Below are 20,261 nucleotides of genomic sequence, written 5' to 3' on the forward strand. Positions count from 1 at the left end.
AGTGCCGGTGCGCCGGCGCCAAGCGCGCTTCCGCCTGGCGGAACGATGATCTAGCGTTCCGCCGGGCAGCGAGGGGGAACGGGCGTGAGCGGGACGATCTTCGTGGGTGCGGGGGCAGGCGGCACCGAACGGCGCGAGCTCTTGTTGCGTCTGGCCAACCGTCACGGGTTGATCGCGGGTGCGACGGGCACCGGCAAGACGGTGACGCTGCAAGGCCTGGCCGAGAACTTCTCGGCGGCAGGCGTGCCGGTGTTCGTGGCGGACGTGAAAGGCGATCTGTCCGGCCTCGCCATGGCGGGCAGCCCGACCGCGAAGCCGCACGAGGCGCTGACGAAGCGGAGCGCCGAGATCGCGGACGGCGACTGGCGATATCGTGAGACGCCGGTCCGGTTCTGGGACCTGTTCGGCGCGGCCGGGCATCCGATCCGCACGACGGTGAGCGAGATGGGGCCGGTGCTGCTGGCGCGCCTGCTGGACCTGAACGAGACGCAGGCGGGCGTGCTGACGGTAGCGTTCGAGCTGGCGGACGACGAGGGATTGCTGCTGCTGGACCTGGACGACCTGGGAGCGATGCTCGCCCATGTGGCGGAGCGCGCCAAGGAGCTGTCGACCAGATATGGCAACGTCACCAAGCCCAGCGTCGGGGCGATCCAGCGTGCCCTGCTGCAGCTGAGGAGCCAGGGCGGAGAGCATTTCTTCGGCGAGCCCGCACTGGACGTGCGCGACCTGATGGGGCTGGCGGATGACGGGCGCGGCATCGTGTCTGTGCTTGCCGCCGACAGGCTGATGGCGAGCCCAAAGCTCTACGCCACCTTCCTGCTGTGGCTGCTGTCCGAGCTGTTCGAGACGCTGCCCGAGGTGGGCGACGCCGACAAGCCGAAGCTCGTCTTCTTCTTCGACGAAGCGCACCTGTTGTTCGAGGATGCGCCGGACGCGCTGGTCGACAAGGTGGAGCAGGTGGTGCGGCTGATCCGGTCGAAGGGCGTCGGCGTCTATTTCGTCACGCAGAACCCGATCGACGTGCCGGACCGGATCGCGGGGCAGCTGGGCAACCGCATCCAGCATGCGCTGCGCGCCTATACGCCGCGCGACCAGAAGGCGGTGCGGGCGGCGGCCGAGACTTTCCGCGCGGCCCCGGGGCTGGATGTCGCGACCGCCATCACCGAGCTGAAGACCGGCGAGGCGCTGGTGTCGCTGCTGGGGGAGGACGGGGCGCCGATGCCGGTCAGCCGGACGCTGATCCGGGCGCCGGGATCGCGGCTGGGCCCGGTGACGACGGGGGAGCGGGCGACGCTGATCGCAACCGACGCGATCGCCGGGAAATATACGACTGCGGTCGACCGTCAGTCCGCAGAGGAGATGCTGGCCGAGCGGGCGGCGAAGGCAGCGGCCGCCCCGCCTCCAGACGAGGCGCCACGGCGGGCGGCGCGCGCGCAGCCGAGCCTGGCCGACAAGATGATCCAATCGGCCGCACGGTCCGCGGCTTCATCGATCGGGCGGCAGGTGGCGGGGTCGTTCGGAAGCCGGCTGCTGCGCGGCCTGCTCGGCGGGTTGATGCGCGGACGCTAGTCTGGACGCGACGCGGGGCGGAGCAGGCGTTCGCGGTTGACCTCCGCGCGCAGCAGCTCCGCACGCGCGGAGAGTTCAGCGCGTTCGCTGTCCGACAGATAGCCGTCAGCGGCATAGCGATTGGCCAGCGTTCCGATCTGCCCGCCCTCACGACGGGCGGCGCGGGCATCACGCCGGCTGAGCTGACCGTCGCGGCGGCCACGATCCACCGAGCGGCGGATCGAGTCGAGCTCACGCCCGACGCTGGTCTTGAAAGGGCCGACGTCGGCGGATGGAGGTCCGGCGATGCCGGTCTGCGCCGCGGCCGGCGTGGCAAGCGCCGTCAGGAGGAGGGGGATGAGTGTCCGCATCGGTCAGCTCCCGGTTCCGGTCCGAACCATCTGACGATCGCGGGATTGAACGCGGGGTGAACGTCGACCGTTCAGCCGGCGCGCGGCAGGAAACGTTCCACGATGTCGCGGGCGATGCGGGCCGGGCGCAGGGTCGCCGCATCGAGACAGCACCAGCTGGAGCGGACCTCGGCGATGACCTCCTCCCCCCGGCGGATGACCGTCTCGTAGAAGGCGCGGGCGCCCTGCACCCGTTCAAGGACGACGGTGGCGATCACCTGATCATCAAGGAAGGCAGGCTTGCGATAATCGATCTCGTGCCGAAGCGCGATCCAGAGATGCTCCGCGATCGCGGTGGGCGGTGCGATCGAGCGCCAATGGGCGATCACCGCTTCCTGCACCCAGCGCAGATAGCTGGCATTGTTGACGTGGCCCATGAAGTCGATGTCGCCGGGCTCGATCGCGATCGGGTGAAGATGGGCAGCGGCGGGCATGGGTGTAGCTTACACCCGTGTCACTAAGGATCAATGACCAGTTTGGGGGGGGTCAGCCGCGTCCGCGATATCCGGGCACGTCCTGCGGCGGCAGCCAGAGGCCTGCGGGCGGCTCACCCGATTGCCAGAACACGTCGATGGGGATGCCGCCACGCGGATACCAGTAGCCGCCGATGCGCAGCCACAGCGGCTGCATTTCGGCCACCAGGCGCTCCCCGATGCCGACCGTGCAATCCTCGTGGAAGGCCTGGTGGTTGCGGAAGCTGCCCAGGAACAGCTTCAGCGACTTCGATTCGACGATGGTCGCGGCCGGAGCATAATCGATGACGAGGTGCGCGAAATCCGGCTGCGCCGTGACGGGGCAGAGCGAGGTGAATTCGGGCGCCGTGAAGCGGACGAGGTAGGGGCGGCCGGTGCGCGGATTGGGCACATAATCGAGGACGGCCTGCTCCGGGCTTTGCGGAAGCGGCGACGCCTGGCCGAGATGGGTGATGCTCATGGAGGCGCAGATTGTCGATGCGTCGCCATCGTGCAAGGTCTTCGCAGACGCGTTCGCGTCCGGGGGGATCAGGCGACATGAGCGAGTTCGAGTTCCTGTTTGCATTGTTCGGCCTGGTGCTGGGGCTGTCGATCGTCGAGGTGCTGGGTGGGCTGGCCCGCACGATCGAGGCGCGCGTGCGGCCCGGATCCGCCGTCAGGATCGGCTGGCTGACACCCGCGCTCGGCCTGTTCGTGCTGCTCGACCTGCTGTCGTTCTGGGCGGCGGCGTGGGCCGTGCGGGACGTGGTGCGCCTGTCGATTGCATCGATGGTGGGGGTGACCGCCTTTGCCGGCGCCTATTATCTGGCTGCGCATCTGGTTTTTCCCCGCGACCCGGCCGAGCATGCGGACCTGGACGTGCATTTCTTTCGCGTGCGCCGGATCGTCCTGGGCGTCATGCTGGCGCTGCTGCTGTGCCAGCTGGGGTGGTACCTGTCGGAGCCGACGCTGGCGCCGCTGCTGCGGAACCCCGTCGCCTGGGGGATGACAGCGGTGCTGCTGGTGCTGATGCTGGCGGCGATCGCGGTGCGTGGGCGCAGGCTTGCGGGCGCGACCATGGCGGCGCTGATCGTGCGCTATCTGCTGCTGAGCCTGTGGTGAGCGCGCGTCAGAGCAGGCGAAGGAGCATCAGCAGGAGGCCCGCGACCGCCACCCCCCACGCGGCCGAGCGCAGCCACGGAATACCCGCCAGGTAGAGCGGCAGGAACAGCGTGCGTCCGCCGATCCACAGCAGTGCGCCGAGCGCCCCGTCGCCGCCCGTGCGCCCCGTCACGGCAAGCGCGAGGGCGAGGGCGACGAAGGCCGGGTAGGTTTCCGTGAAGTTGGCCAGAGCGCGCTGGGCACGCCCGGCATAGCGGCCCGGCGGCGGCTGTCCTTCGTCGCGCGGTCCGGCATTGTAGCGGGCGCCGCGCGCCCGTGCGGTGAGCGCGCCCTGCACGGCGATGTGGAGGAGGAGGAGCACGACCGACCAGCCGAGCACCAAGATTTCGGTCGTCATGTCCACCCGGGCCCCCTTTGCAGCGGTGCACCATCGGCGGGTGGGCGCCATGGGGCAAGAGGGTCCGCGGAACCCGGGCCGCACAGGCGCGCTCAAGCGGACGTGACAACGATCATACCGATCCTGGGCGACCAGTTGAGCCCGACCATCTCGTCCCTGAAGGATGCCGATCCGGCCACCAGCGTCATCGTGATGATGGAGGTCGCCGAGGAGGCGACCTATGTGCGGCACCACAAGCGCAAGATTGCCTTTCTGTTTTCGGCCATGCGGCACCATGCCGGCGCGCTGCGGGCGGCGGGATGGAACGTCGTGTACCAGAAGCTGGACGATCCGGACGCCGCCGACAGCTTCACGGCCGCCGTGGCGCGCGCGGTGTCGGCGCATGGCGCGACGCGCATCGTGGTGACGGAGGCCGGGGAATGGCGCGTGGCGGCGATGCTGGAAAGCTGGGAGACGCTGTTCGGCATCCCGGTGGAGATTCGCGCCGACGAGCGCTTCCTGTGCAGCCATGCCGCCTTCGACGCCTGGGCGGACGGACGATCCGAGCTGACGATGGAATGGTTCTACCGCGACATGCGGCGCAAGACCGGGTTGCTGATGGACGGCGGCAAGCCCGCCGGCGGCCAGTGGAACCTGGACCGGCAAAACCGGAAGCCGGCCGACGGCGACCTGTTCCTGCCGCGCCGCAAGCCATGCCCGCCGGACGACGTGACGGCCGACGTGCTGGCCCTGGTGGCGGCGCGCTTTCCGGATCATCCCGGATCGCTGGAGAGCTTCGATTTCGCGGTGACGGCGGAGCAGGCGAAGGCAGCGGAAGACCGCTTCGTGACAGACGCGCTCCCCGCGTTCGGCGACAATCAGGATGCAATGGTGACCGGCGAGCCGCTGCTCTGGCACGCGCATTTGTCGCCCTACATCAATGCAGGGCTGCTCGACCCCCTCGCGCTCTGCCGGCGGGTGGATGCGGAGTACCGGGCGGGGCGGGTGCCGCTGAATTCGGCCGAGGGGTTCATCCGGCAGATCATCGGATGGCGCGAGTATATGCGCGGCATCTATTGGCGGGAGGGGCCGGACTTCACCCGGCGCAACCATCTGGACGTCCACCGCCCGCTGCCGCGCTTCTACTGGACGGGCGACACCGACATGCACTGCCTGTCTGAGGTGATCGGGCAGACTCTGGACCTCGCCTATGCCCACCACATCCAGCGGTTGATGGTGACGGGCAACTTCGCGCTGTTGATCGGCGCCGATCCGCACGCGGTCCACACTTGGTATCTGGAGGTCTACGCCGACGCCTATGAATGGGTGGAGGCGCCCAATGTGATCGGCATGAGCCAGTTCGCGGACGGCGGGCTGATCGGATCCAAGCCGTACATATCGTCGGGCGCTTACATCAACCGCATGTCCGATTATTGTGGCGGGTGCCGGTACAAGGTGACCGAGCGGACCGGGCCCGACGCCTGCCCGTTCAATGCGCTTTATTGGGACTTCCTGGCGCGGAACCGCGATCGGATCGGCCGCAACCGGCGATTGGCGGGGCCGTACCGGACGCTTGATCGGATGGCACCCGAGACGGTGGATGGGTTGCGGCGGCAGGCCGCCGACTTCCTCGACACGCTCGACGCGAGCGGAGCGCCCTATTAGCGTTCGGGCCGGCCGAACGGGCGCCGGCGTGGGGAGGCGATGATGGACGCACTGGTAAGCGCAGACTGGCTGCAGGCCGCGCTGGGCGCGCCGGACCTGCGGGTGGTGAACGCGTCCAAGCATCTGCCCGACGAACGGCGCGACCCGCGGGCCGAGCATGCCGCCGGCCATATTCCGGGTGCGCGCTTCATGGACCTGGATGCCTTTGGCGGCGGGACCAAGCCGATCCCGACGTCCGACGAGGCCGGGCGGCTGATCGGTGCGCTGGGGATCGGCGTGGGCACGCGCATCGTGATCTACGACGATTCGCCGCTGCACAGTGCCGCGCGGGGATGGTGGCTGCTGCGCGAATATGGGTTGCGCGACGTGGCCATCCTTGACGGCGGGCTTGCGGCGTGGCGGGCGCGAGCGCTGCCGCTGGAAACGGGCGACGGAGGGAGCCGGGCGGAGAGCTTTTCGGCCGGGGCGCCGGGTGGGAGCCTGCGCACCATGGCGGACGTGCGCGCCAACCTGGACAGCGCCGCCGCCCAGCTGGTGGACGCGCGATCCGCAGGGCGGTTCGCGGGCATGGAGCCGGAGCCGCATCCGGGCGTGCAACCCGGCCATGTGCCGGGTGCGCTGAACGTACCGCAGGGTACGCTCTTCCACCCCGACGGAACCTGGAAGCGGGAGGGAACGCTGCGCGCCGCGTTCGAGGATGCGGGCGTGGAGGTGGAGCGACCGGTGATCGCCACCTGCGGCAGCGGCGTGACGGCGGCGGTGATCGCATTCGGCCTTCACCTGCTGGGCCGGCCGGACGCGGGCCTGTACAACGGCAGCTGGTCGGAGTGGGGGGCAGACCCGTCGACACCCAAGGCGACGGGCGCCTGATGGCGGAGGAGCGCGACGACGACCGGCCGTTCACGCGGATCGTGACAGGCGGCAGGCGGCCGGAGTGGACGGGAGCCGCGGTGAACGTGCCCGTGTGGCGCGCATCGACCGTGCTGTACGACAGCGTGGCCGAGATGCGCGCGCGGCCCCACGACACGCACCACAAGCCCTATTACGGCAGGCGCGGAATGGCGACGCAGTGGTCGCTGGCCGACGCGCTGACGGCGCTGGAACCGGGTGCGGCCGGAACGCTGCTGTACCCGTCCGGCGTGGCGGCGGTGGCGACGGCGCTGACCACGGTCCTGGCGCCCGGCGACGAGCTGTTGATGGTCGACAGCGCCTATGAGCCGACGCGTGCCTTTTGTGACGGGCCGCTGAAGCGGATGGGCGTCGGGACCCGTTTCTATGATCCGTGCATCGGCGCCGGGATCGCCGAATTGATCGGAGAGCGCACGGCGGCGATCTTCATGGAAAGCCCCGGCAGCATCACGTTCGAGGTGCAGGACGTGCCGGCGATCGTCGCGGCGGCGAAGGCGGCGGGCGTTGTCACGCTGATCGACAACACTTGGGCGACGCCGCTGCTGTTGCCGGTGATCGAGCAGGGCGTCGACCTGTCGGTGATGGCGCTGACCAAATATGTGGTCGGCCATTCGGACGCCATGCTGGGATCGGTCACGGCGGCGCCCGGGCTGTGGCAACGCCTCCGCCAGACAACGCACGCCTGGGGTCAGTGCGCGTCGCCGGACGATGCCTTTCTGGGCGCGCGCGGGCTGCGCACGATGGGGGTCCGGCTGAAGCAGCATGAAGCGTCCGCGCTGACGGTGGCGCGGTGGCTGGCGGAGCGGCCGGAGGTCGCGCGCGTGCTGCACCCGGCACTGCCAAGCTGTCCCGGACATGATGTCTGGGCGCGCGACTTCCGCGGGGCGAGCGGCCTGTTCTCCTTCGTGCTGCGGGGCGGCGACGATGCGGCGCGGACGGCGATGCTCGACGGGTTGAGGCTGTTCGGGCTGGGCTACAGCTGGGGTGGGTATGAGAGCCTTGCCATTCCGGCCGACCCTGAGCGGATGCGCAGCGCAGTGCCATGGGCGGCCGAGGGGCCGCTGGTGCGGCTGCACATCGGGCTTGAGGATCCGGACGACCTGATTGCCGACCTGGCGGCGGGACTGGAGCGTTTCACAGCGGCTTGCCAGCCAAGTTGACGCATTGTTGCGCCCATGTGCGCAGTTGCAAAATAATCGTTGTGCGTTGCACCATTGTTCGGCACGTTTCTGTCAACGTGTCGAACGAACACGTGCGTGAGGAGGGGCCCACCATTGAACAGGGGGTTCGTCGATGCTCAACTTCCGCTTGCTCTTGCCGTGTCTGGTCGTCGCCACGCCCGCGATGGCGCAGGAAACGGCACCGCCGGAGCCGATCACCGTCAGCGGATCGGTGACCGTGGCGTCCGACTATCGCTTCCGGGGCGTGTCGCAGACGGACAAGGAAGTGGCCGTGCAGGGCGGCCTGACCATCGCCCACGACAGCGGCCTCTACATCGGCACCTGGGGATCCAACCTGGCGGGATGGGGCACGTTCGGCGGTGCGAACCTGGAGCTGGACCTAATCGCCGGGTACAAGACCACGGTGGGTGACGCATCGGTGGACGTCGGTGTCACCTGGTACACCTATCCGGGCGGCGTGGACGAATCTGACGTGGTCGAGTTCTACGGCCGGCTGGGCGGGACGATCGGCCCGGCGTCGCTGACGGCGGCGGTCGCCTATGCGCCAGCGCAGACCTCGCTCGGCTATTTCACGGCGTCGGCCACGCCCTTCATCGAAGGTGACGGCGACCGCGAGGACAATCTCTATCTGTCCGGCGACGGTGCGGTCGGTCTGCCCGGCACGCCCCTGACGCTGAAGGCGCACATCGGCTATTCGGACGGCAATCCCGGCCTTGGTCCCAACGGCACCAGCCTGGCGCCGACCGGCGAATATTGGGACTGGGCGCTGGGCGCGGACCTGGTGTTCAGCGGGCTGACGCTGAACGTGTCGTACATCGACACCGACATCGGACGGGGCGAGTCGGCCTATCTGCAGCCGAACTTTTCTAAGGGGAACGACGGCACCGGCAGCATCGCCGACGGCACGATCGTGGCGTCGCTGACCGCCGCCTTCTGAGCGATGCGGGGCGGCGACGCGCCGCCCCGGCAGACGTTTATTGCGGAACCGCGGCGCGAGCTTCCTGGCCGTCGCCTTCCGGCGCGGCGAGGATTTCCTGCGTGGTGGTGCCCTTGTCCACGACCGTGGTCGCGGGATCGGCGACGGAGGAGCGGATGCCGGGGGCGGCGGTCGCGCGGCCGGCCTCCGTCAGCGCCGCGCTCTCTGCCGCGCTGCGCTGCGCCGGCCCGCCGAACAGCGCCTGAAGCGCCTGCGTGCTGGCGGAAACCTCCTGCGGGCGGGGCTCACCCGGGGCGGGCGGACGCAGCGCGAAATCGGGCGGAACGACCAGCGGGGCCGCACGCGCGGTCGCGAACTCGTCCGGGCCGACCCGGCCGCTGCCGCTGGCACAGCCGGCAAGCGCGAGCGCTGTGGCCGAAAGGGCGACGAGAGGGGCCTTACGCATGGTGACTCTCCGGTTGATCGTCGGGGCGCTTCACGAAAAAGGCGCGCAGCACGAGGATGACGGCGCCGACCGTAATCGCCGCGTCGGCCAGATTGAAGACCAAAAAGGGCTGCCAGCTGCCGAAGTGCAGGTCGGCATAGTCGATGACATAGCCGACGCGCGTGCGATCGACGATGTTGCCGATGGCACCGCCCAGCACGATGCCGAGCGCGACGGCATCGCCGCGCGACCGTTCCCGCCACAGCCAGACGGCGACGCCGATGCTGATCAACAGGGTGACGCCGACCAGCAGCCAGCGCATCCCGTCACTGCCGGCGGGAAAGAGGCCGAGCGAGATGCCGTTGTTCGCAACGAAGCTGAGGTTGAAGAAGGGCAGCACCTCCCGCACGTCGCCGGGGGCGCTGACACCGAGCGGGCCGGTGACGAGCCACTTGATGAGCTGGTCGAGGATGAAGACAGCGGCGGCGATGCCGTAGCCGAGCGTGCGATTGCGCCGGATCACGCGACCACCTCCGCGCAGCGGGCGCACAGCGCGCCGTCCTCCGGAACCTCCGGCAGGTGGCGCCAGCAGCGGCCGCATTTCTGATCATCCGTGCGGCGAACCGCGATCTCGCCGCCTTCCGACACCGCGGCGCTGATGAACAGCTCGGCAAGCTGGTCGGCCGGAAGCGGGGCTGCCGGCACGGTGACGGCCGCCTCGAGGCTGGAGCGGACGATCTTCTCGCGGCGCATCGGCTCGATCGCCTCCGTCACCTGCTCCCGCAGCGCGCGCACCTCGTGCCAGCGCGCGCCGAGCGCCCCGTCCAGCCAAGCATCCTCGATGGTCGGCCAGGTCTGGAAGTGCACGGAGCCGTCGTCGCTGGGATAGCGGGTGAGCCACACCTCCTCCGCCGTGAAGGGGATGAGCGGCGCGGCGTAGCGGACCAATGCCTCGAACAGGATGTCGAGCACGGTGCGGTAGGCGCGGCGCTTCGGACTGTCGGCGGCGTCGCAGTAGAGGCTGTCCTTCCGGATATCGAAGAAGAAGGCGGACAGCTCCTCGTTCGCGAAATCGGACAGGGCGCGGACGTAGCGGTTGAATTCAAAGCCGTCGGTGGCCGATCTCAGCTCCCCATCCAGGATGTGGAGGCGGTGGAGGATGTAGCGCTCCAGCTCCGGCATGTCGGCGTGCGGCAGCCGCTCGGCAGCGGTGAAGCCGTCGAGTGCGCCAAGAAGATAGCGGAAGGTGTTCCTGAGCTTGCGATAGGCGTCGGACGCGCCCGACAGCGCATCCTTGCCGATCTTCACATCGTCGAAATAGTCGGTCGCCGCGGCCCAGAGGCGGAGGATGTCGGCGCCGCTGTCGGCCATCACCTTCAACGGATCGACGACGTTGCCTTGGCTTTTCGACATCTTGCGGCCGGTGCCGTCGAGCGCGAAGCCATGGGTGAGGACGGCGGCATAGGGCGCGCGACCGCGGGTGCCGCAGCTTTCCAGCAGCGACGACTGGAACCAGCCGCGATGCTGGTCCGACCCCTCCAGATAGAGGTCGGCGCGGGTCCCCTCGCCATAGCGCGCCTCGACCACGAAGGCGTGGGTGGAGCCGCTGTCGAACCAGACGTCGAGGATGTCCTGGACGGGCTGATAATCGGCGAGGTCGTAGCTTTCGCCAAGCAGCGCCTGATGGTCGGCGGCGTACCAGGCGTCGGCACCGCCCGCTCGAAAGGCAGCGAGGATGCGGGCGTTGACGTGCGCGTCGCGCAGATAGTCGCCGGTCTGCCGGTGAACATAGAGCGCGATCGGCACGCCCCAGGCGCGCTGGCGGCTGATCACCCAGTCGGGGCGGCCGGCGACCATCGCTGTGATGCGGTTTTCCGCACGCGCGGGAATCCAGCGGGTGGCGGCGATGGCGTCGAGTGCGACCTGACGGAGCGTGGCGCCATTGTCGCGGGCATCGGTGCTGCGCTCTTCGACGTCGCTCGATGCGATCGAGGTTTGGGTGGTTGCCCCGTCATCTCCGTTCGTTTGGAGCGAAGTCGAGAAACGTGGCTGATGGCTTGACGGCTCGCCTTGCTCGCCGACCGATCGGCTGCGAACGTCCCCCGGACGTTCGCTGTCTGCCGATCGGTCCATCGGGATGAACCATTGCGGCGTGGCGCGGAAGATCAGCTTGGCCTTGGAGCGCCAGCTGTGCGGATAGCTGTGGCGGTAGTCCGCGGAGGCCGCGAGGAGGGCGCCGGCGTTGCGCAGGCCTTCGCAGATCGGGCCGTCGGGGGCGTTGAACTTCGGATTGATGACGCTGCCTTCGCCGCCCAGCCAGCCCCAGTCGGCGCGGTAGCGGCCGTCGCCTTCCACGGCGAAGACGGGATCGAGGCCGTTCGCCTTGCACAGGTCGAAATCGTCCTCGCCATGGTCCGGGGCCATGTGGACGAGGCCGGTGCCCTGATCGGTGGTGACGAAGTCGCCGGGCAGGAAGGGGCGGGGCTTTGCGAAAAAGCCGCCGAGATGGTGCATCGGGTGGCGCGCTGTGGCGCCGGCGAGGGCGGAGCCTTTGATTACCGAAACGATGTCGACCGGGCCGATGGTCGGGATGACCTGCTTCGCGCGCGATTGGAAAGCCTCGACCAGCTCGCGAGCCACCAGGAGCCTGAAGCCGGACATGACTTCGCTCTGGCCCGGTTGCTTGTATCCAAGCGTCTCGATCAGAACATATTCGACGTCGGGCCCGTAGGCGAGCGCCTGGTTCACCGGGATTGTCCACGGCGTCGTCGTCCAGATCACCGCATGTGCGCCGACGAGTTCGGGTGCGTTGGGCGCGTCGATGATCTCGAACGCCACGTCGATCTGCGTCGACGTGATATCCTCATATTCCACCTCGGCCTCGGCGAGCGCAGTCTTCTCCACCGGGCTCCACATGACGGGCTTGGCGCCGCGGTAGAGCTGGCCGCTCTCGGCAAACTTCAGGAGCTCGCCGGCGATGGTCGCTTCGGCCTCGTACTTCATGGTGAGATAGGGGTCGTCCCAGTCGCCCATGATGCCCAGCCGCTCGAACTGTGCGCGCTGGATGCCGACCCATTCGGCGGCGTACGCACGGCATTCGGCGCGGAACTCGGCCGGAGGGACCTCGTCCTTTGACTGCTTCTTCTTGCGGTACTGTTCCTCGATCTTCCACTCGATCGGAAGGCCGTGGCAGTCCCAGCCGGGCACATAGGGCGCGTCGTAGCCCATGAGGCTGCGGGTGCGGACGACGAGGTCCTTCAGGACCTTGTTGAGCGCATGGCCCATGTGGATGTCGCCATTGGCGTAGGGCGGGCCATCGTGGAGGATGAAGCGGCGCTCCCCCGCGCGCTGTTCGCGCAGGCGCTGGTAGAGGCCCAGCCGCTGCCAGCGCTCCAGGATCTGCGGTTCCTTGGCGGCGAGGCCGGCCTTCATCGGAAAGTCGGTCTTCGGCAGGAAGACGGTGTCGCGCCAGTCGCGCGCGGTGCTGTTGGTGTCGTCGGCCATGTGGACCGGGCGCTTAGCGCAGGTCGGGCGCGCCTGCCAGCCGGGCGCGTGCCTCCGCGCAATCGGCATCCATCTGTGCGATCAGCGCGTCCATGTCGTCGAACTTCGCCTCCGGCCGGATGAAGTGGTGAAGCTCCACCTCGATCCGCTGGCCGTAGAGGTCGCCGGCGAAATCGAAGAAGTGCGGTTCGAGCAGTTCCTTGGGCGGATCGAAGCTGGGGCGGATGCCGAGGTTGGCGGCGCCGTCCAGAACCCGGCCATCGGGAAGGCGGCCGCGCACGGCGTAGATGCCGTAACGGGGGCGGAGATAGCGGCCGACCTGCAGGTTGGCGGTGGGATAGCCGATGGTGCGGCCGACCTTGTCGCCATGTTCAACGACGCCCTCGATCGCGAACGGGCGGGTGAGGAGGCGCGCGGCCTCGTCCGGGCGCCCGTCGACCAGCGCCTGGCGGATGCGGGTGGAGGAAACGGGGCCGAGATCGTCGCAAACGGGGGGCACCGCATCGACCGACATGCCCGCGGCGGCCGCCCAGCCCTGCATCAGCGTGATGTTGCCGCCCTTGCCCTTGCCGAAGGTGAAGTCGGTGCCGGTGACCACGCCGGCTGCTCCGATGTGGTGGCCGAGAAGATCGGTGACGAAGACGTCGGCGGGCGTGGCGGCGAGCGCGGCGTCGAAGCCGAGCACCAGCATGGCGTCGGCCCCCGCCGCGGCGAACAAGCGCTGGCGCTGATCAAGCGTGGTGAGGCGGAACGGCGGCGCATCCGGGCGGAAGAAGCGGACGGGGTGTGGGTCGAAGGTGGCGACGATCGCCGGGCGGCCTTCACGCCGCGCACGATCGACGGCGTGCCCGACCACCGCCTGGTGGCCGCGGTGAAACCCGTCAAAATTGCCGAGCGCGACGATCCCGCCGCGGAAAGGGGGCGGAACCGGCGAGCTGCCGTCGAGCCGCTCCATCACCCGCGCACATAGAAAGGCCGGCGCACAGAAGAAAGGGGCGGCCGGCACGCAGCCGACCGCCCCCGTTTCTTGGGTCAGGATGCCGGGCTTAGAAGGCCAGGCGAGCGCCGACCGTCAGCGCGTGGAACTGACGCTCGTCATCGAACTGCACGTCATAGTCCGCCACCATCGACAGCGGGCCGCTGCCGGCGATGTTGAGGGCCGCGCCGACGTTGTAATATTCGGCGGACAGCGGGTTGGTCGTGAAGGTGAACGCGCTGCCGATGCCCGGCTCCGTGAAGTTTACGGTCATCGTGCGGCTGTCGTTCATCAGGAACTCACGCAGCCACGCACCACGGAACTGGATGCGGGCATTGGCGCCCATGACGTCGAACTTCGTGCCGATCCGGCCGCCGAGGTTGAGGCGGAGCGATTCGTCCTCGATGTCGGGGACGACCAGCGAACCGATCGAGCCCGTCTCGGTGAAGCCGTCGATCTTCACGTCGGCATAGCGGATGCCGGCATAGGGCTCGACCTCGAAGTTCCCCAGCGAGAAGCTGAGTCCCGTGGCGCCGCCGGCCGACCAGATGCGGCCGTCGGTGGACGCAATCGTGTCGCTGGAGAGCGCACCGATGTTGATCGCACGGGTGATGTCCCAGTCGAGATCGGTGTAGCTGCCGAACGCGTCGATGTAGAACGGTCCGACGCCGACGGTGGTGAACGCACCGGCGAACCAGTTGCGCAGGCGCGACTGATCCGACAGGCGGCTCAGGCGGGCATCGGTCTGGCCCCAGCCACCGAACGCACCCAGGGTGATCCGCTCGTTGAAGCGGAAGTCGAGACCGCCCATGAAGTGGTAGCTGTCATTGTCGACCTGCGGGCGATCGATGTCGGCATCGTAGCTGCCGAAGCGTGCGCCGCCGAGGAAGAAGGCCCCGACGCGGCCAGCCTCGTCGACCGACACGCGGTTGCCGTCGGGATCAACCGCGTTGCCGCGCAGATCGCGCAGATAGCGCAGGATGTTGGTTTCCTGAGCCTCCACGATGTTCAGCGAGATGTCCGGCAGGAGCGTCAGCGACGCCGGGGACAGCTGCTGCAGCGCATCGGCCTGACCGGCGGCCGAGAGGCCGTCGATGGCGTTGAACAGGCCGTTGACGTTGGCGCTCGGCACGCCGGTGAAGGCGTCCAGCGCGCCGCCGACGGCAGCCTGGTTCGGCGTGGTGCCGAAGCTGGCGAACGGCGCCAGCGAGAGCGCAAGACCGTTATAGGTCGTGTTGCCGGCAAGGGCGCCGACCAGCGTCGCCGCACCGGTCGTGAGGTTGATCGTGTAGAGCGACGTCACCCCGGTCGCGCTGGTGAGCGTCGCGTAGGCCGTGTTGGTGGTGTTGTTCACCGTCAGGATGTCAAAGCCGACAGCGCCCGTGGTGGTAACGCCCAGCGAGCCGACCGCATAGAGCTGGCCCGAGTTGGGCGAAACCGGCGCGGAACCGACGCTGCCCTGCGTTGCGAGCACGGCGTTGCCGGTGCCGCCGCGGGTGTCGATGACATACAGCGTCGTGGACGCAGTGCCCGCGACGTTGTTGGTGTAGGCCGCACCGGCAACCGACGGGATCGCGGTGGTGCCGTCGGCGTAGCGCAGCGTGCCGTCCGTCGCGGCGAGCGTCGACGTGCTGCCGGTCACCGTCTGGTTCAGGCGCACGTCCTGACCCGTCGAGGTCACCACGCGGATGCGGTCAACCTGCGGGTTGAAGTCGAAGCCGACATTGCCCGCGGGCAGGAAGCCCGGCGTGCCAACCTGCGTCGCGACGCCGGTGTTGGGGTTGATGGCATAAAGGCGGCCGGTCTGCGACGTGCCGTACAGGACGCGGGACTGGGCAGGGCGATAGTCGATGCCGACCAAATTGTCGCCAGCGGCGAGGCCGGTGACGGCGCGCGACGACGTGCTGGTGCCCGGCGCGGCGACCGTGGACGTGACAAGCGTGTTGCCCGAGCCGACGGTGTTGAACGACTGAGCCTGAGCGACAGTCGCCGTGCCTGCCATCAGCAGGCCCGCGAGAATCTTGCGCATGTGGGTTTTGTCCCGATGTCTGTTTAAACGAGAGCCCACAAAACGAGTTGGGACGGCCCAAGTTCCGGGTTTTCCCGCAACAAGCATCACCTGTTGCTGCCGGGCAACACTAACCTCCATCAAATGGATGATCCGGGTAGAAGCATGCCAAAGCGTCGCGCAGATCAGCTGCTGGTGGACCGTGGGCTGGTTGAAAGCCGGGCGAGAGCTCAAGCGGTGATCATCGCCGGCCTGGTCACGTCCGACACCAGGCGGATCGAAAAGCCGGGTCAGCCGATCGACGAGGATGCGCCGCTTGTCCTGAAAGGGCGCGACCACCCCTGGGTATCGCGCGGTGGCATCAAGCTGAACCATGCGATCGACCATTTCGGCATCGACGTGACGGGCCTGGTGGCGATCGACGTCGGATCGTCAACCGGCGGCTTCACGGACGTGCTGCTGTCACGCGGCGCGGCCCATGTCTTCGCCGTGGACAGCGGCACCAACCAGCTGGCCTGGTCGCTGCGCCAGGACCCGCGCGTCACCGTGCTGGAGAAGACCAACGCGCGGGCGCTGACCGCGACGGAGATCGACCGCCCGATCGACATCGTGGTGTGCGATGCGAGCTTCATCGGGCTGGCCAAGGTGCTGGCGACGCCGCTGACGTTCACGCGGCCGGGGGCGATGCTGGTGGCGCTGATCAAGCCGCAGTTCGAGGCCGGGCGGGCCGAGGTCGGGAAGGGCGGAGTCGTCCGCGATCCGGCCGTGCATGCGCGCGTGTGCGCGGAAGTTTCCGCGTGGATTGCGGGCGAGGGGTGGGATGTGCTGGGCGTAGAGCCGAGCCCGATCACCGGTCCCGAAGGCAATGTCGAGTTCCTGATCGCGGCCCGCCGGACGGATTGATGCGCGGGTGGCGCCCGGGCTGCAACGAACCATCGCCGCTGCCCGCTTTCCCATGAACTTTGCAGCCGGGGCGGCTATAGCGCCTCCCGAGTTAGCCCGAATCAACCGGGTGACAACATTGCGCCGGCGGGAGCCGTGCCGAACGGGAGGTCGCGTCTTGGGGGAGATCGCTTTGACTGGTCAGTTGCGGATGTCCTATCTGCGCTGGGCGCTGGTGACAGTGCCGGCAGTGCTGCTGCTGGGTCTGGCATCGGGGCGCCTGTCGGGATCGGGGTACGGCAACGCCTGGTTCGACGCGCTGGAGAAGCCGGCCGCGATGCCGCCCGGCTGGGCCTTCGGTGCGGCATGGACGACGCTCTACATCCTGCTGGGCCTGGCGCTGGCGCTGATCCTGAATGCGCGCAGCGCGCGGGGACGCGGCACGGCGATCACGCTGTTCATCGTGCAGCTGCTGCTGAACTATGCTTGGTCGCCGACCTTCTTTGCCGCGCACCAGGTGTGGCCGGCGCTGTTCCTGATCCTGGCGATCTTCGTTCTGGCGACGATCACCACCGTGCTGTTCGGCCGGATTCGGCGGGGGGCGGCGCTGCTGATGCTGCCCTATCTGGCCTGGCTCGGCTTCGCAGCGGGGCTGAACTGGGACATCGCCCGGCTGAATCCCGACGCCGCCGACCTTGCGCCGCGCCGGGGCGGAGCCCAGATCAGGCTCTAGTCCTTCCTGTTGCCGGAGCCCGATCATGCAGTCCGAAAATCGCCTGTTCGACGATCTCGCCAAGCTGATGAACGGCGTGGCCGGGACTGTCGCCGGCATGAGCCGCGAGGCGCAGAACGCGTTTCGCGAAAAGAACCGCGAATGGATGGGCGGGATAGACTTCGTCTCCCGCGACGAGTTCGAGGCGGTGAAGGCCATGGCCGCCGCGGCGCGGGATGAGGCGGACGCGCTGCGGGCCCGGCTCGACAAGCTGGAGGGCAAGGATGGTACGACGTCTGCGCCGCACGCCCCGGCGGGGGATCAGACGCCGGACGGCGACCTTGGCATTCCCGGCGCGGCGATCTGACCCGGTTATCCCCAGCTTTCCGCGCCCGGAGGTCTTGCCCGCGTCCGTTGCCGGCGGCACGGATGGCGCCATGACGGGTGCGACGAGGACGGCATGACCCCCGACGAGGACGACGGCAGCGACGTCGACGAGGCGCCGATCGACACGCTGGAAAGCTATTTCGCGGCGCGCGGCTGGACGCACGAGCGGCTGGGCGACGACGAGATCGTCGGCACCGCGCCCGGCAGCTGGGGCAGCTATGAACTGCGCGGCGTGTGGCGCGACGACGACCGCGTGCTCCAGTTCCTGGCGTTTCCGGACATCCGGGTGGCCGAGGACAAGCGCCAAGCGATCTACGAAACGGTCGGGCTGATCAACGAAGGCCTGTGGCTCGGCCATTTCGAGCTGTGGGCCGCAAGCGGGATCGTGACGTTCCGCCATGCCGCGATCGTCGAAGGCGACGAGGCCGGCGTGCTGACGGTCGACCGGGCCGAGCTGCTGGTAGAAGCGGCGCTCGACGAGCTCGACCGGTTCTATCCCGTGTTCCAGTTCGTGCTGTGGGGCGGGAAGAGTCCCAAGGACGCGATCGCCGCGGCGATGATCGATACGGCGGGGGAAGCCTGACCGCCCCGCGCCGGCCGATCAATCGGTGTGGTCGGCGAGCAGCACCTGGTTCCGCCCGGCGTTCTTGGCGCGATAGAGCGCCCGATCTGCCATGCGCAGCAGATCGCGTCCGGCGACATCGGGGCTGAGCGCGGCGACACCGGCCGAGAAGCTGACTTGGCCGATCGGATCGCCCGACTGCTTCGCCACCAGCCGGCGCGATGCGAGATCGGCGCGGCATGCCTCCACAGCGTCCCACGCCTCGGACGCGGTGCGCCCTTCGAACAGCATCACGAACTCCTCGCCGCCGTGGCGCGCCACATGGCAGGTGTTGCCCGACGCCGCCGACAGGAGCTTCGCCACGAATTTCAGGATGCGGTCGCCCACGTCGTGGCCGTGCGTGTCGTTGATCTTCTTGAAGTGATCGATGTCGCAGAAGGCGAGCGACAGCGGGCGGCCGCCAGCGCGGGCATCGGCGATCGCCTGCTTCAGCTTGTTCTCGAACGCGCGGCGATTGGGAAGGCCGGTCAGCACATCGCTGGTCGCGATGCGGCGCGCCTCCGCCAGGTTCGCGCGGAGCGATCCCATGCGCTTGCCCGTGGTGCGCAGCTGCTGCTGGGCATCGCGGGTCTTGTCGATCATCGACCGCGTGAGGCTCAACAGCTGCTCGATCGTCTGGTCGGGCCGGTCGCCGGCAAAGGCGGTGGCGCCGGATTCGAGCGCCTGGCCATAGGCTTCCGCATCGGCGCCGGACTGCCGGACCAAGCCGGCGATGTTGGTCAGGCCGGCCTGCGCCTCGTCCACCAGGCGCGCGAGCGCGTCGGCCGACATGTCGGTGCGGCATTCCTCCAGGATCAGTTCGGCCGTGTCGTCGGACAGCAGCCCCTCCCGCTCGATCGCGCGATCAACCGCGGCGACGAGGCGGCGGTTGGCGCCGAGCACATATTGGTAGGCAAGGTCGTAATGGTCCGGCGTGGGATCGAGGCCGTTCCCGAACAGAAAGGCGCCAATGCGCTCGTGAAGCTGTCGCGCCGATCCGGCGGAGGCGGCAGGAGCCGGCGCCGGTTCCGACTGAGGCGACACCTGGGGCACGTCATCCTCGTCATCGTCCATGCCGAGAAGATTGCGCATCGCGTTGGCGAGGCGCCCGGTCCGCCGGCGCGCGTCGTCGCTGCCGGCGCGCCGATCGTGCCGCCCACCGTCCACCACGACTTGGCGTTCGCCAAGCTGCGCGATCGCATCGGGATGAGTGGCCACGCGGTCGGCACCGCCCTGCTTCAGTTCACGCATGGCAGCTTAAACGGCCGCGACGCCGCGTTCTTGAGTGGCGGCATTGGATTTTTTCGAGATCGGCCGCTTCAGCCCCGCGACTGACACGGCTAAAGCCGCGGGATGTTTAGCGATTATCCCGAAACGATGCTGCTGTTCGGCTGCGGGGCGATGGCAGGCGCCATGCTGTCCCGCTGGCTCGAAAGCGGATTGTCGCCAGACCGGGTGACCGTGGTGCGGCCGAGCGGCGCCGCGGTTGCGCCGGGCGTGCGGGTCGAGCGCCAGCTTCCCAGCGGGCTGACCGCGGACCTCGTGCTGGTGGGCGTGAAGCCTGCCATGCTCGGCACCGTCGCGGACGATATCAGCGCCACCATGGCGCCGGGCGGCCAGCTCTTGTCGATCCTGGCCGGGGTGACGCATGCCAGCCTTCGCGAACGCTTCCCGGCGGTGCGGTCGATCGTGCGGGCGATGCCGAACCTTCCGGTCGCGCTCGGCGCGGGCGTCGTCGCGCTGCATGCGCCCGATGCCGGTCCGGATGAGTGCGCGAGCCTGACGGCGCTCCACAAGCCGCTGGGCTTGGTCGAATGGATCGAAGACGAAGCCGATTATGATGCGGTGACCGCGCTGGCCGGCAGCGGCCCGGCCTTTCTCTACCGCTTCATCGATGCGCTGGCGAAAGGCGGAGCGGCGACCGGGCTCGATCCGGCGCAGGCCGCGCGGCTTGCGCTGGTGACGGTGGAGGGAAGCGCGCGGCTGGCGACGATGGCCGATGCGTCGCCGGCGGCGCTGGCCGATCGCGTCGCCTCCAAGGGCGGATCGACGCGCGCGGGGCTCGACCGGCTGGATGCGGACGGTGCGCTCGACCGGCTGGTTGCTGAAACGCTGGCGGCAGCGACCGCCCGGAACCGCGACATGGGGCGAGAGAACGGCTGATCGA

General features: G+C 68.8%; 21 protein-coding genes. 11 read left to right on the top strand and 10 right to left on the bottom strand.

Annotated features, from left to right (window positions below; translation table 11 throughout):
- Positions 1-84 precede the first annotated feature (84 nt).
- Positions 85-1,569: a helicase HerA-like domain-containing protein gene (locus tag GGR88_RS01280; protein WP_167952219.1), complete on the top strand. Its 1,485-nt coding sequence runs from the start codon at positions 85-87 to the stop codon at positions 1,567-1,569.
- Here GGR88_RS01280 and GGR88_RS01285 read toward each other — a convergent pair.
- From GGR88_RS01285 to queF, 3 genes are all read right to left on the bottom strand, one after another.
- On the bottom strand, positions 1,566-1,919 hold the full coding sequence (locus GGR88_RS01285) for a hypothetical protein (RefSeq protein WP_167952221.1): 354 nt from the start codon (positions 1,917-1,919) through the stop codon (positions 1,566-1,568). The two genes, GGR88_RS01280 and GGR88_RS01285, sit on opposite strands and share 4 nt — an antisense overlap.
- Positions 1,920-1,990: 71 nt before the next feature.
- Positions 1,991-2,392, bottom strand: a complete 402-nt coding sequence (locus tag GGR88_RS01290) for an acyl-CoA thioesterase (RefSeq protein ID WP_167952223.1) — start codon at positions 2,390-2,392, stop codon at positions 1,991-1,993.
- Positions 2,393-2,444: 52 nt separating this feature from the next.
- On the bottom strand, positions 2,445-2,891 hold the full coding sequence (gene queF, locus GGR88_RS01295) for a preQ(1) synthase (protein WP_167952225.1): 447 nt from the start codon (positions 2,889-2,891) through the stop codon (positions 2,445-2,447).
- Between the two features lie 77 nt (positions 2,892-2,968).
- Here queF and GGR88_RS01300 point away from each other — a divergent pair, with 77 nt between their 5' ends.
- Complete coding sequence (locus tag GGR88_RS01300; protein WP_167952227.1) at positions 2,969-3,532, top strand: hypothetical protein; 564 nt, start codon at positions 2,969-2,971, stop codon at positions 3,530-3,532.
- A 7-nt stretch (positions 3,533-3,539) separates the two neighbouring features.
- Here the strand turns inward: GGR88_RS01300 and GGR88_RS01305 are convergent, their stop codons facing one another.
- Entirely contained in the window at positions 3,540-3,929 is a 390-nt protein-coding gene (locus GGR88_RS01305; RefSeq protein ID WP_167952229.1) for an MAPEG family protein, read from the bottom strand.
- A 102-nt stretch (positions 3,930-4,031) separates the two neighbouring features.
- On the opposite strand from GGR88_RS01305, the gene GGR88_RS01310 reads away from it, so the two are divergent.
- The 4 genes from GGR88_RS01310 (at position 4,032) to GGR88_RS01325 (ending at position 8,600) form a co-directional block, all read left to right on the top strand.
- Entirely contained in the window at positions 4,032-5,573 is a 1,542-nt protein-coding gene (locus GGR88_RS01310) for a cryptochrome/photolyase family protein (RefSeq protein ID WP_342449685.1), read from the top strand.
- A 39-nt stretch (positions 5,574-5,612) separates the two neighbouring features.
- Positions 5,613-6,443 carry a sulfurtransferase gene (locus GGR88_RS01315; RefSeq protein ID WP_342449686.1) on the top strand — a complete coding sequence of 277 codons (831 nt, stop codon included), beginning with the start codon at positions 5,613-5,615 and terminating at the stop codon, positions 6,441-6,443.
- Positions 6,443-7,642 (top strand): cystathionine beta-lyase, encoded by a 1,200-nt coding sequence (metC, locus tag GGR88_RS01320; protein WP_167952231.1) that lies wholly within the window; start codon positions 6,443-6,445, stop codon positions 7,640-7,642. Before GGR88_RS01315 ends, metC begins: the two co-directional genes overlap by 1 nt.
- A 133-nt stretch (positions 7,643-7,775) precedes the next feature.
- A complete protein-coding gene (locus tag GGR88_RS01325; RefSeq protein ID WP_167952233.1) occupies positions 7,776-8,600 on the top strand; it encodes a TorF family putative porin in 825 nt (274 codons plus the stop codon).
- Between the two features lie 37 nt (positions 8,601-8,637).
- Here GGR88_RS01325 and GGR88_RS01330 read toward each other — a convergent pair whose 3' ends face one another.
- From GGR88_RS01330 to GGR88_RS01350, 5 genes are all read right to left on the bottom strand, one after another.
- A complete protein-coding gene (locus GGR88_RS01330) occupies positions 8,638-9,045 on the bottom strand; it encodes a DUF3035 domain-containing protein (protein ID WP_167952235.1) in 408 nt (135 codons plus the stop codon).
- Positions 9,038-9,547: a signal peptidase II gene (gene lspA / locus GGR88_RS01335; protein WP_342449687.1), complete on the bottom strand. Its 510-nt coding sequence runs from the start codon at positions 9,545-9,547 to the stop codon at positions 9,038-9,040. Before lspA ends, GGR88_RS01330 begins: the two co-directional genes overlap by 8 nt.
- The gene (locus GGR88_RS01340) at positions 9,544-12,528 is read right to left on the bottom strand and encodes an isoleucine--tRNA ligase (RefSeq protein WP_167952240.1); all 2,985 of its coding nucleotides are present in this window, start codon (positions 12,526-12,528) and stop codon (positions 9,544-9,546) included. The genes lspA and GGR88_RS01340 overlap by 4 nt, the downstream gene beginning before the upstream one ends.
- Positions 12,529-12,541: 13 nt before the next feature.
- A complete protein-coding gene (locus GGR88_RS01345) occupies positions 12,542-13,483 on the bottom strand; it encodes a bifunctional riboflavin kinase/FAD synthetase (protein WP_167954274.1) in 942 nt (313 codons plus the stop codon).
- A gap of 91 nt (positions 13,484-13,574) precedes the next feature.
- Positions 13,575-15,533, bottom strand: a complete 1,959-nt coding sequence (locus GGR88_RS01350) for a DUF4394 domain-containing protein (protein ID WP_167952242.1) — start codon at positions 15,531-15,533, stop codon at positions 13,575-13,577.
- A gap of 144 nt (positions 15,534-15,677) precedes the next feature.
- On the opposite strand from GGR88_RS01350, the gene GGR88_RS01355 reads away from it, so the two are divergent.
- The 4 genes from GGR88_RS01355 to GGR88_RS01370 all read left to right on the top strand — a co-directional run bounded on the left by GGR88_RS01355 (position 15,678) and on the right by GGR88_RS01370 (position 18,076).
- Positions 15,678-16,415, top strand: coding sequence for a TlyA family RNA methyltransferase (locus GGR88_RS01355; protein WP_167952244.1), 738 nt, complete (start codon positions 15,678-15,680; stop codon positions 16,413-16,415).
- Between the two features lie 157 nt (positions 16,416-16,572).
- The gene (locus GGR88_RS01360) at positions 16,573-17,127 is read left to right on the top strand and encodes a TspO/MBR family protein (protein ID WP_167952246.1); all 555 of its coding nucleotides are present in this window, start codon (positions 16,573-16,575) and stop codon (positions 17,125-17,127) included.
- A gap of 25 nt (positions 17,128-17,152) precedes the next feature.
- A complete protein-coding gene (locus GGR88_RS01365) occupies positions 17,153-17,473 on the top strand; it encodes an accessory factor UbiK family protein (protein ID WP_167952248.1) in 321 nt (106 codons plus the stop codon).
- A gap of 93 nt (positions 17,474-17,566) precedes the next feature.
- On the top strand, positions 17,567-18,076 hold the full coding sequence (locus GGR88_RS01370; RefSeq protein ID WP_167952250.1) for a type III secretion system chaperone family protein: 510 nt from the start codon (positions 17,567-17,569) through the stop codon (positions 18,074-18,076).
- 18 nt (positions 18,077-18,094) lie between these two features.
- Here the strand turns inward: GGR88_RS01370 and GGR88_RS01375 are convergent, their stop codons facing one another.
- A complete protein-coding gene (locus GGR88_RS01375) occupies positions 18,095-19,345 on the bottom strand; it encodes a GGDEF domain-containing protein (RefSeq protein WP_167952252.1) in 1,251 nt (416 codons plus the stop codon).
- Between the two features lie 102 nt (positions 19,346-19,447).
- Here GGR88_RS01375 and GGR88_RS01380 point away from each other — a divergent pair, with 102 nt between their 5' ends.
- Complete coding sequence (locus tag GGR88_RS01380) at positions 19,448-20,257, top strand: pyrroline-5-carboxylate reductase family protein (protein ID WP_167952254.1); 810 nt, start codon at positions 19,448-19,450, stop codon at positions 20,255-20,257.
- Positions 20,258-20,261 lie beyond the last annotated feature (4 nt).

Origin of the sequence: Sphingomonas jejuensis, assembly GCF_011927695.1 — a bacterium.
GTDB lineage: Bacteria > Pseudomonadota > Alphaproteobacteria > Sphingomonadales > Sphingomonadaceae > Sphingomonas_K > Sphingomonas_K jejuensis.

Bases quoted from the DNA above. Each gene is read 5' to 3' on its own strand.
- GGR88_RS01285 (WP_167952221.1), bottom strand. From the start codon at position 1,919: ATGCGGACACTCATCCCCCTCCTCCTGACGGCGCTTGCCACGCCGGCC.
- GGR88_RS01290 (WP_167952223.1), bottom strand. From the start codon at position 2,392: ATGCCCGCCGCTGCCCATCTTCACCCGATCGCGATCGAGCCCGGCGAC.
- queF (WP_167952225.1), bottom strand. From the start codon at position 2,891: ATGAGCATCACCCATCTCGGCCAGGCGTCGCCGCTTCCGCAAAGCCCG.
- GGR88_RS01300 (WP_167952227.1), top strand. From the start codon at position 2,969: ATGAGCGAGTTCGAGTTCCTGTTTGCATTGTTCGGCCTGGTGCTGGGG.
- GGR88_RS01305 (WP_167952229.1), bottom strand. From the start codon at position 3,929: ATGACGACCGAAATCTTGGTGCTCGGCTGGTCGGTCGTGCTCCTCCTC.
- GGR88_RS01315 (WP_342449686.1), top strand. From the start codon at position 5,613: ATGATGGACGCACTGGTAAGCGCAGACTGGCTGCAGGCCGCGCTGGGC.
- metC (WP_167952231.1), top strand. From the start codon at position 6,443: ATGGCGGAGGAGCGCGACGACGACCGGCCGTTCACGCGGATCGTGACA.
- GGR88_RS01325 (WP_167952233.1), top strand. From the start codon at position 7,776: ATGCTCAACTTCCGCTTGCTCTTGCCGTGTCTGGTCGTCGCCACGCCC.
- GGR88_RS01330 (WP_167952235.1), bottom strand. From the start codon at position 9,045: ATGCGTAAGGCCCCTCTCGTCGCCCTTTCGGCCACAGCGCTCGCGCTT.
- GGR88_RS01340 (WP_167952240.1), bottom strand. From the start codon at position 12,528: ATGGCCGACGACACCAACAGCACCGCGCGCGACTGGCGCGACACCGTC.
- GGR88_RS01345 (WP_167954274.1), bottom strand. From the start codon at position 13,483: ATGGAGCGGCTCGACGGCAGCTCGCCGGTTCCGCCCCCTTTCCGCGGC.
- GGR88_RS01350 (WP_167952242.1), bottom strand. From the start codon at position 15,533: ATGCGCAAGATTCTCGCGGGCCTGCTGATGGCAGGCACGGCGACTGTC.
- GGR88_RS01355 (WP_167952244.1), top strand. From the start codon at position 15,678: ATGCCAAAGCGTCGCGCAGATCAGCTGCTGGTGGACCGTGGGCTGGTT.
- GGR88_RS01365 (WP_167952248.1), top strand. From the start codon at position 17,153: ATGCAGTCCGAAAATCGCCTGTTCGACGATCTCGCCAAGCTGATGAAC.
- GGR88_RS01370 (WP_167952250.1), top strand. From the start codon at position 17,567: ATGACCCCCGACGAGGACGACGGCAGCGACGTCGACGAGGCGCCGATC.
- GGR88_RS01375 (WP_167952252.1), bottom strand. From the start codon at position 19,345: ATGCGTGAACTGAAGCAGGGCGGTGCCGACCGCGTGGCCACTCATCCC.
- GGR88_RS01380 (WP_167952254.1), top strand. From the start codon at position 19,448: ATGTTTAGCGATTATCCCGAAACGATGCTGCTGTTCGGCTGCGGGGCG.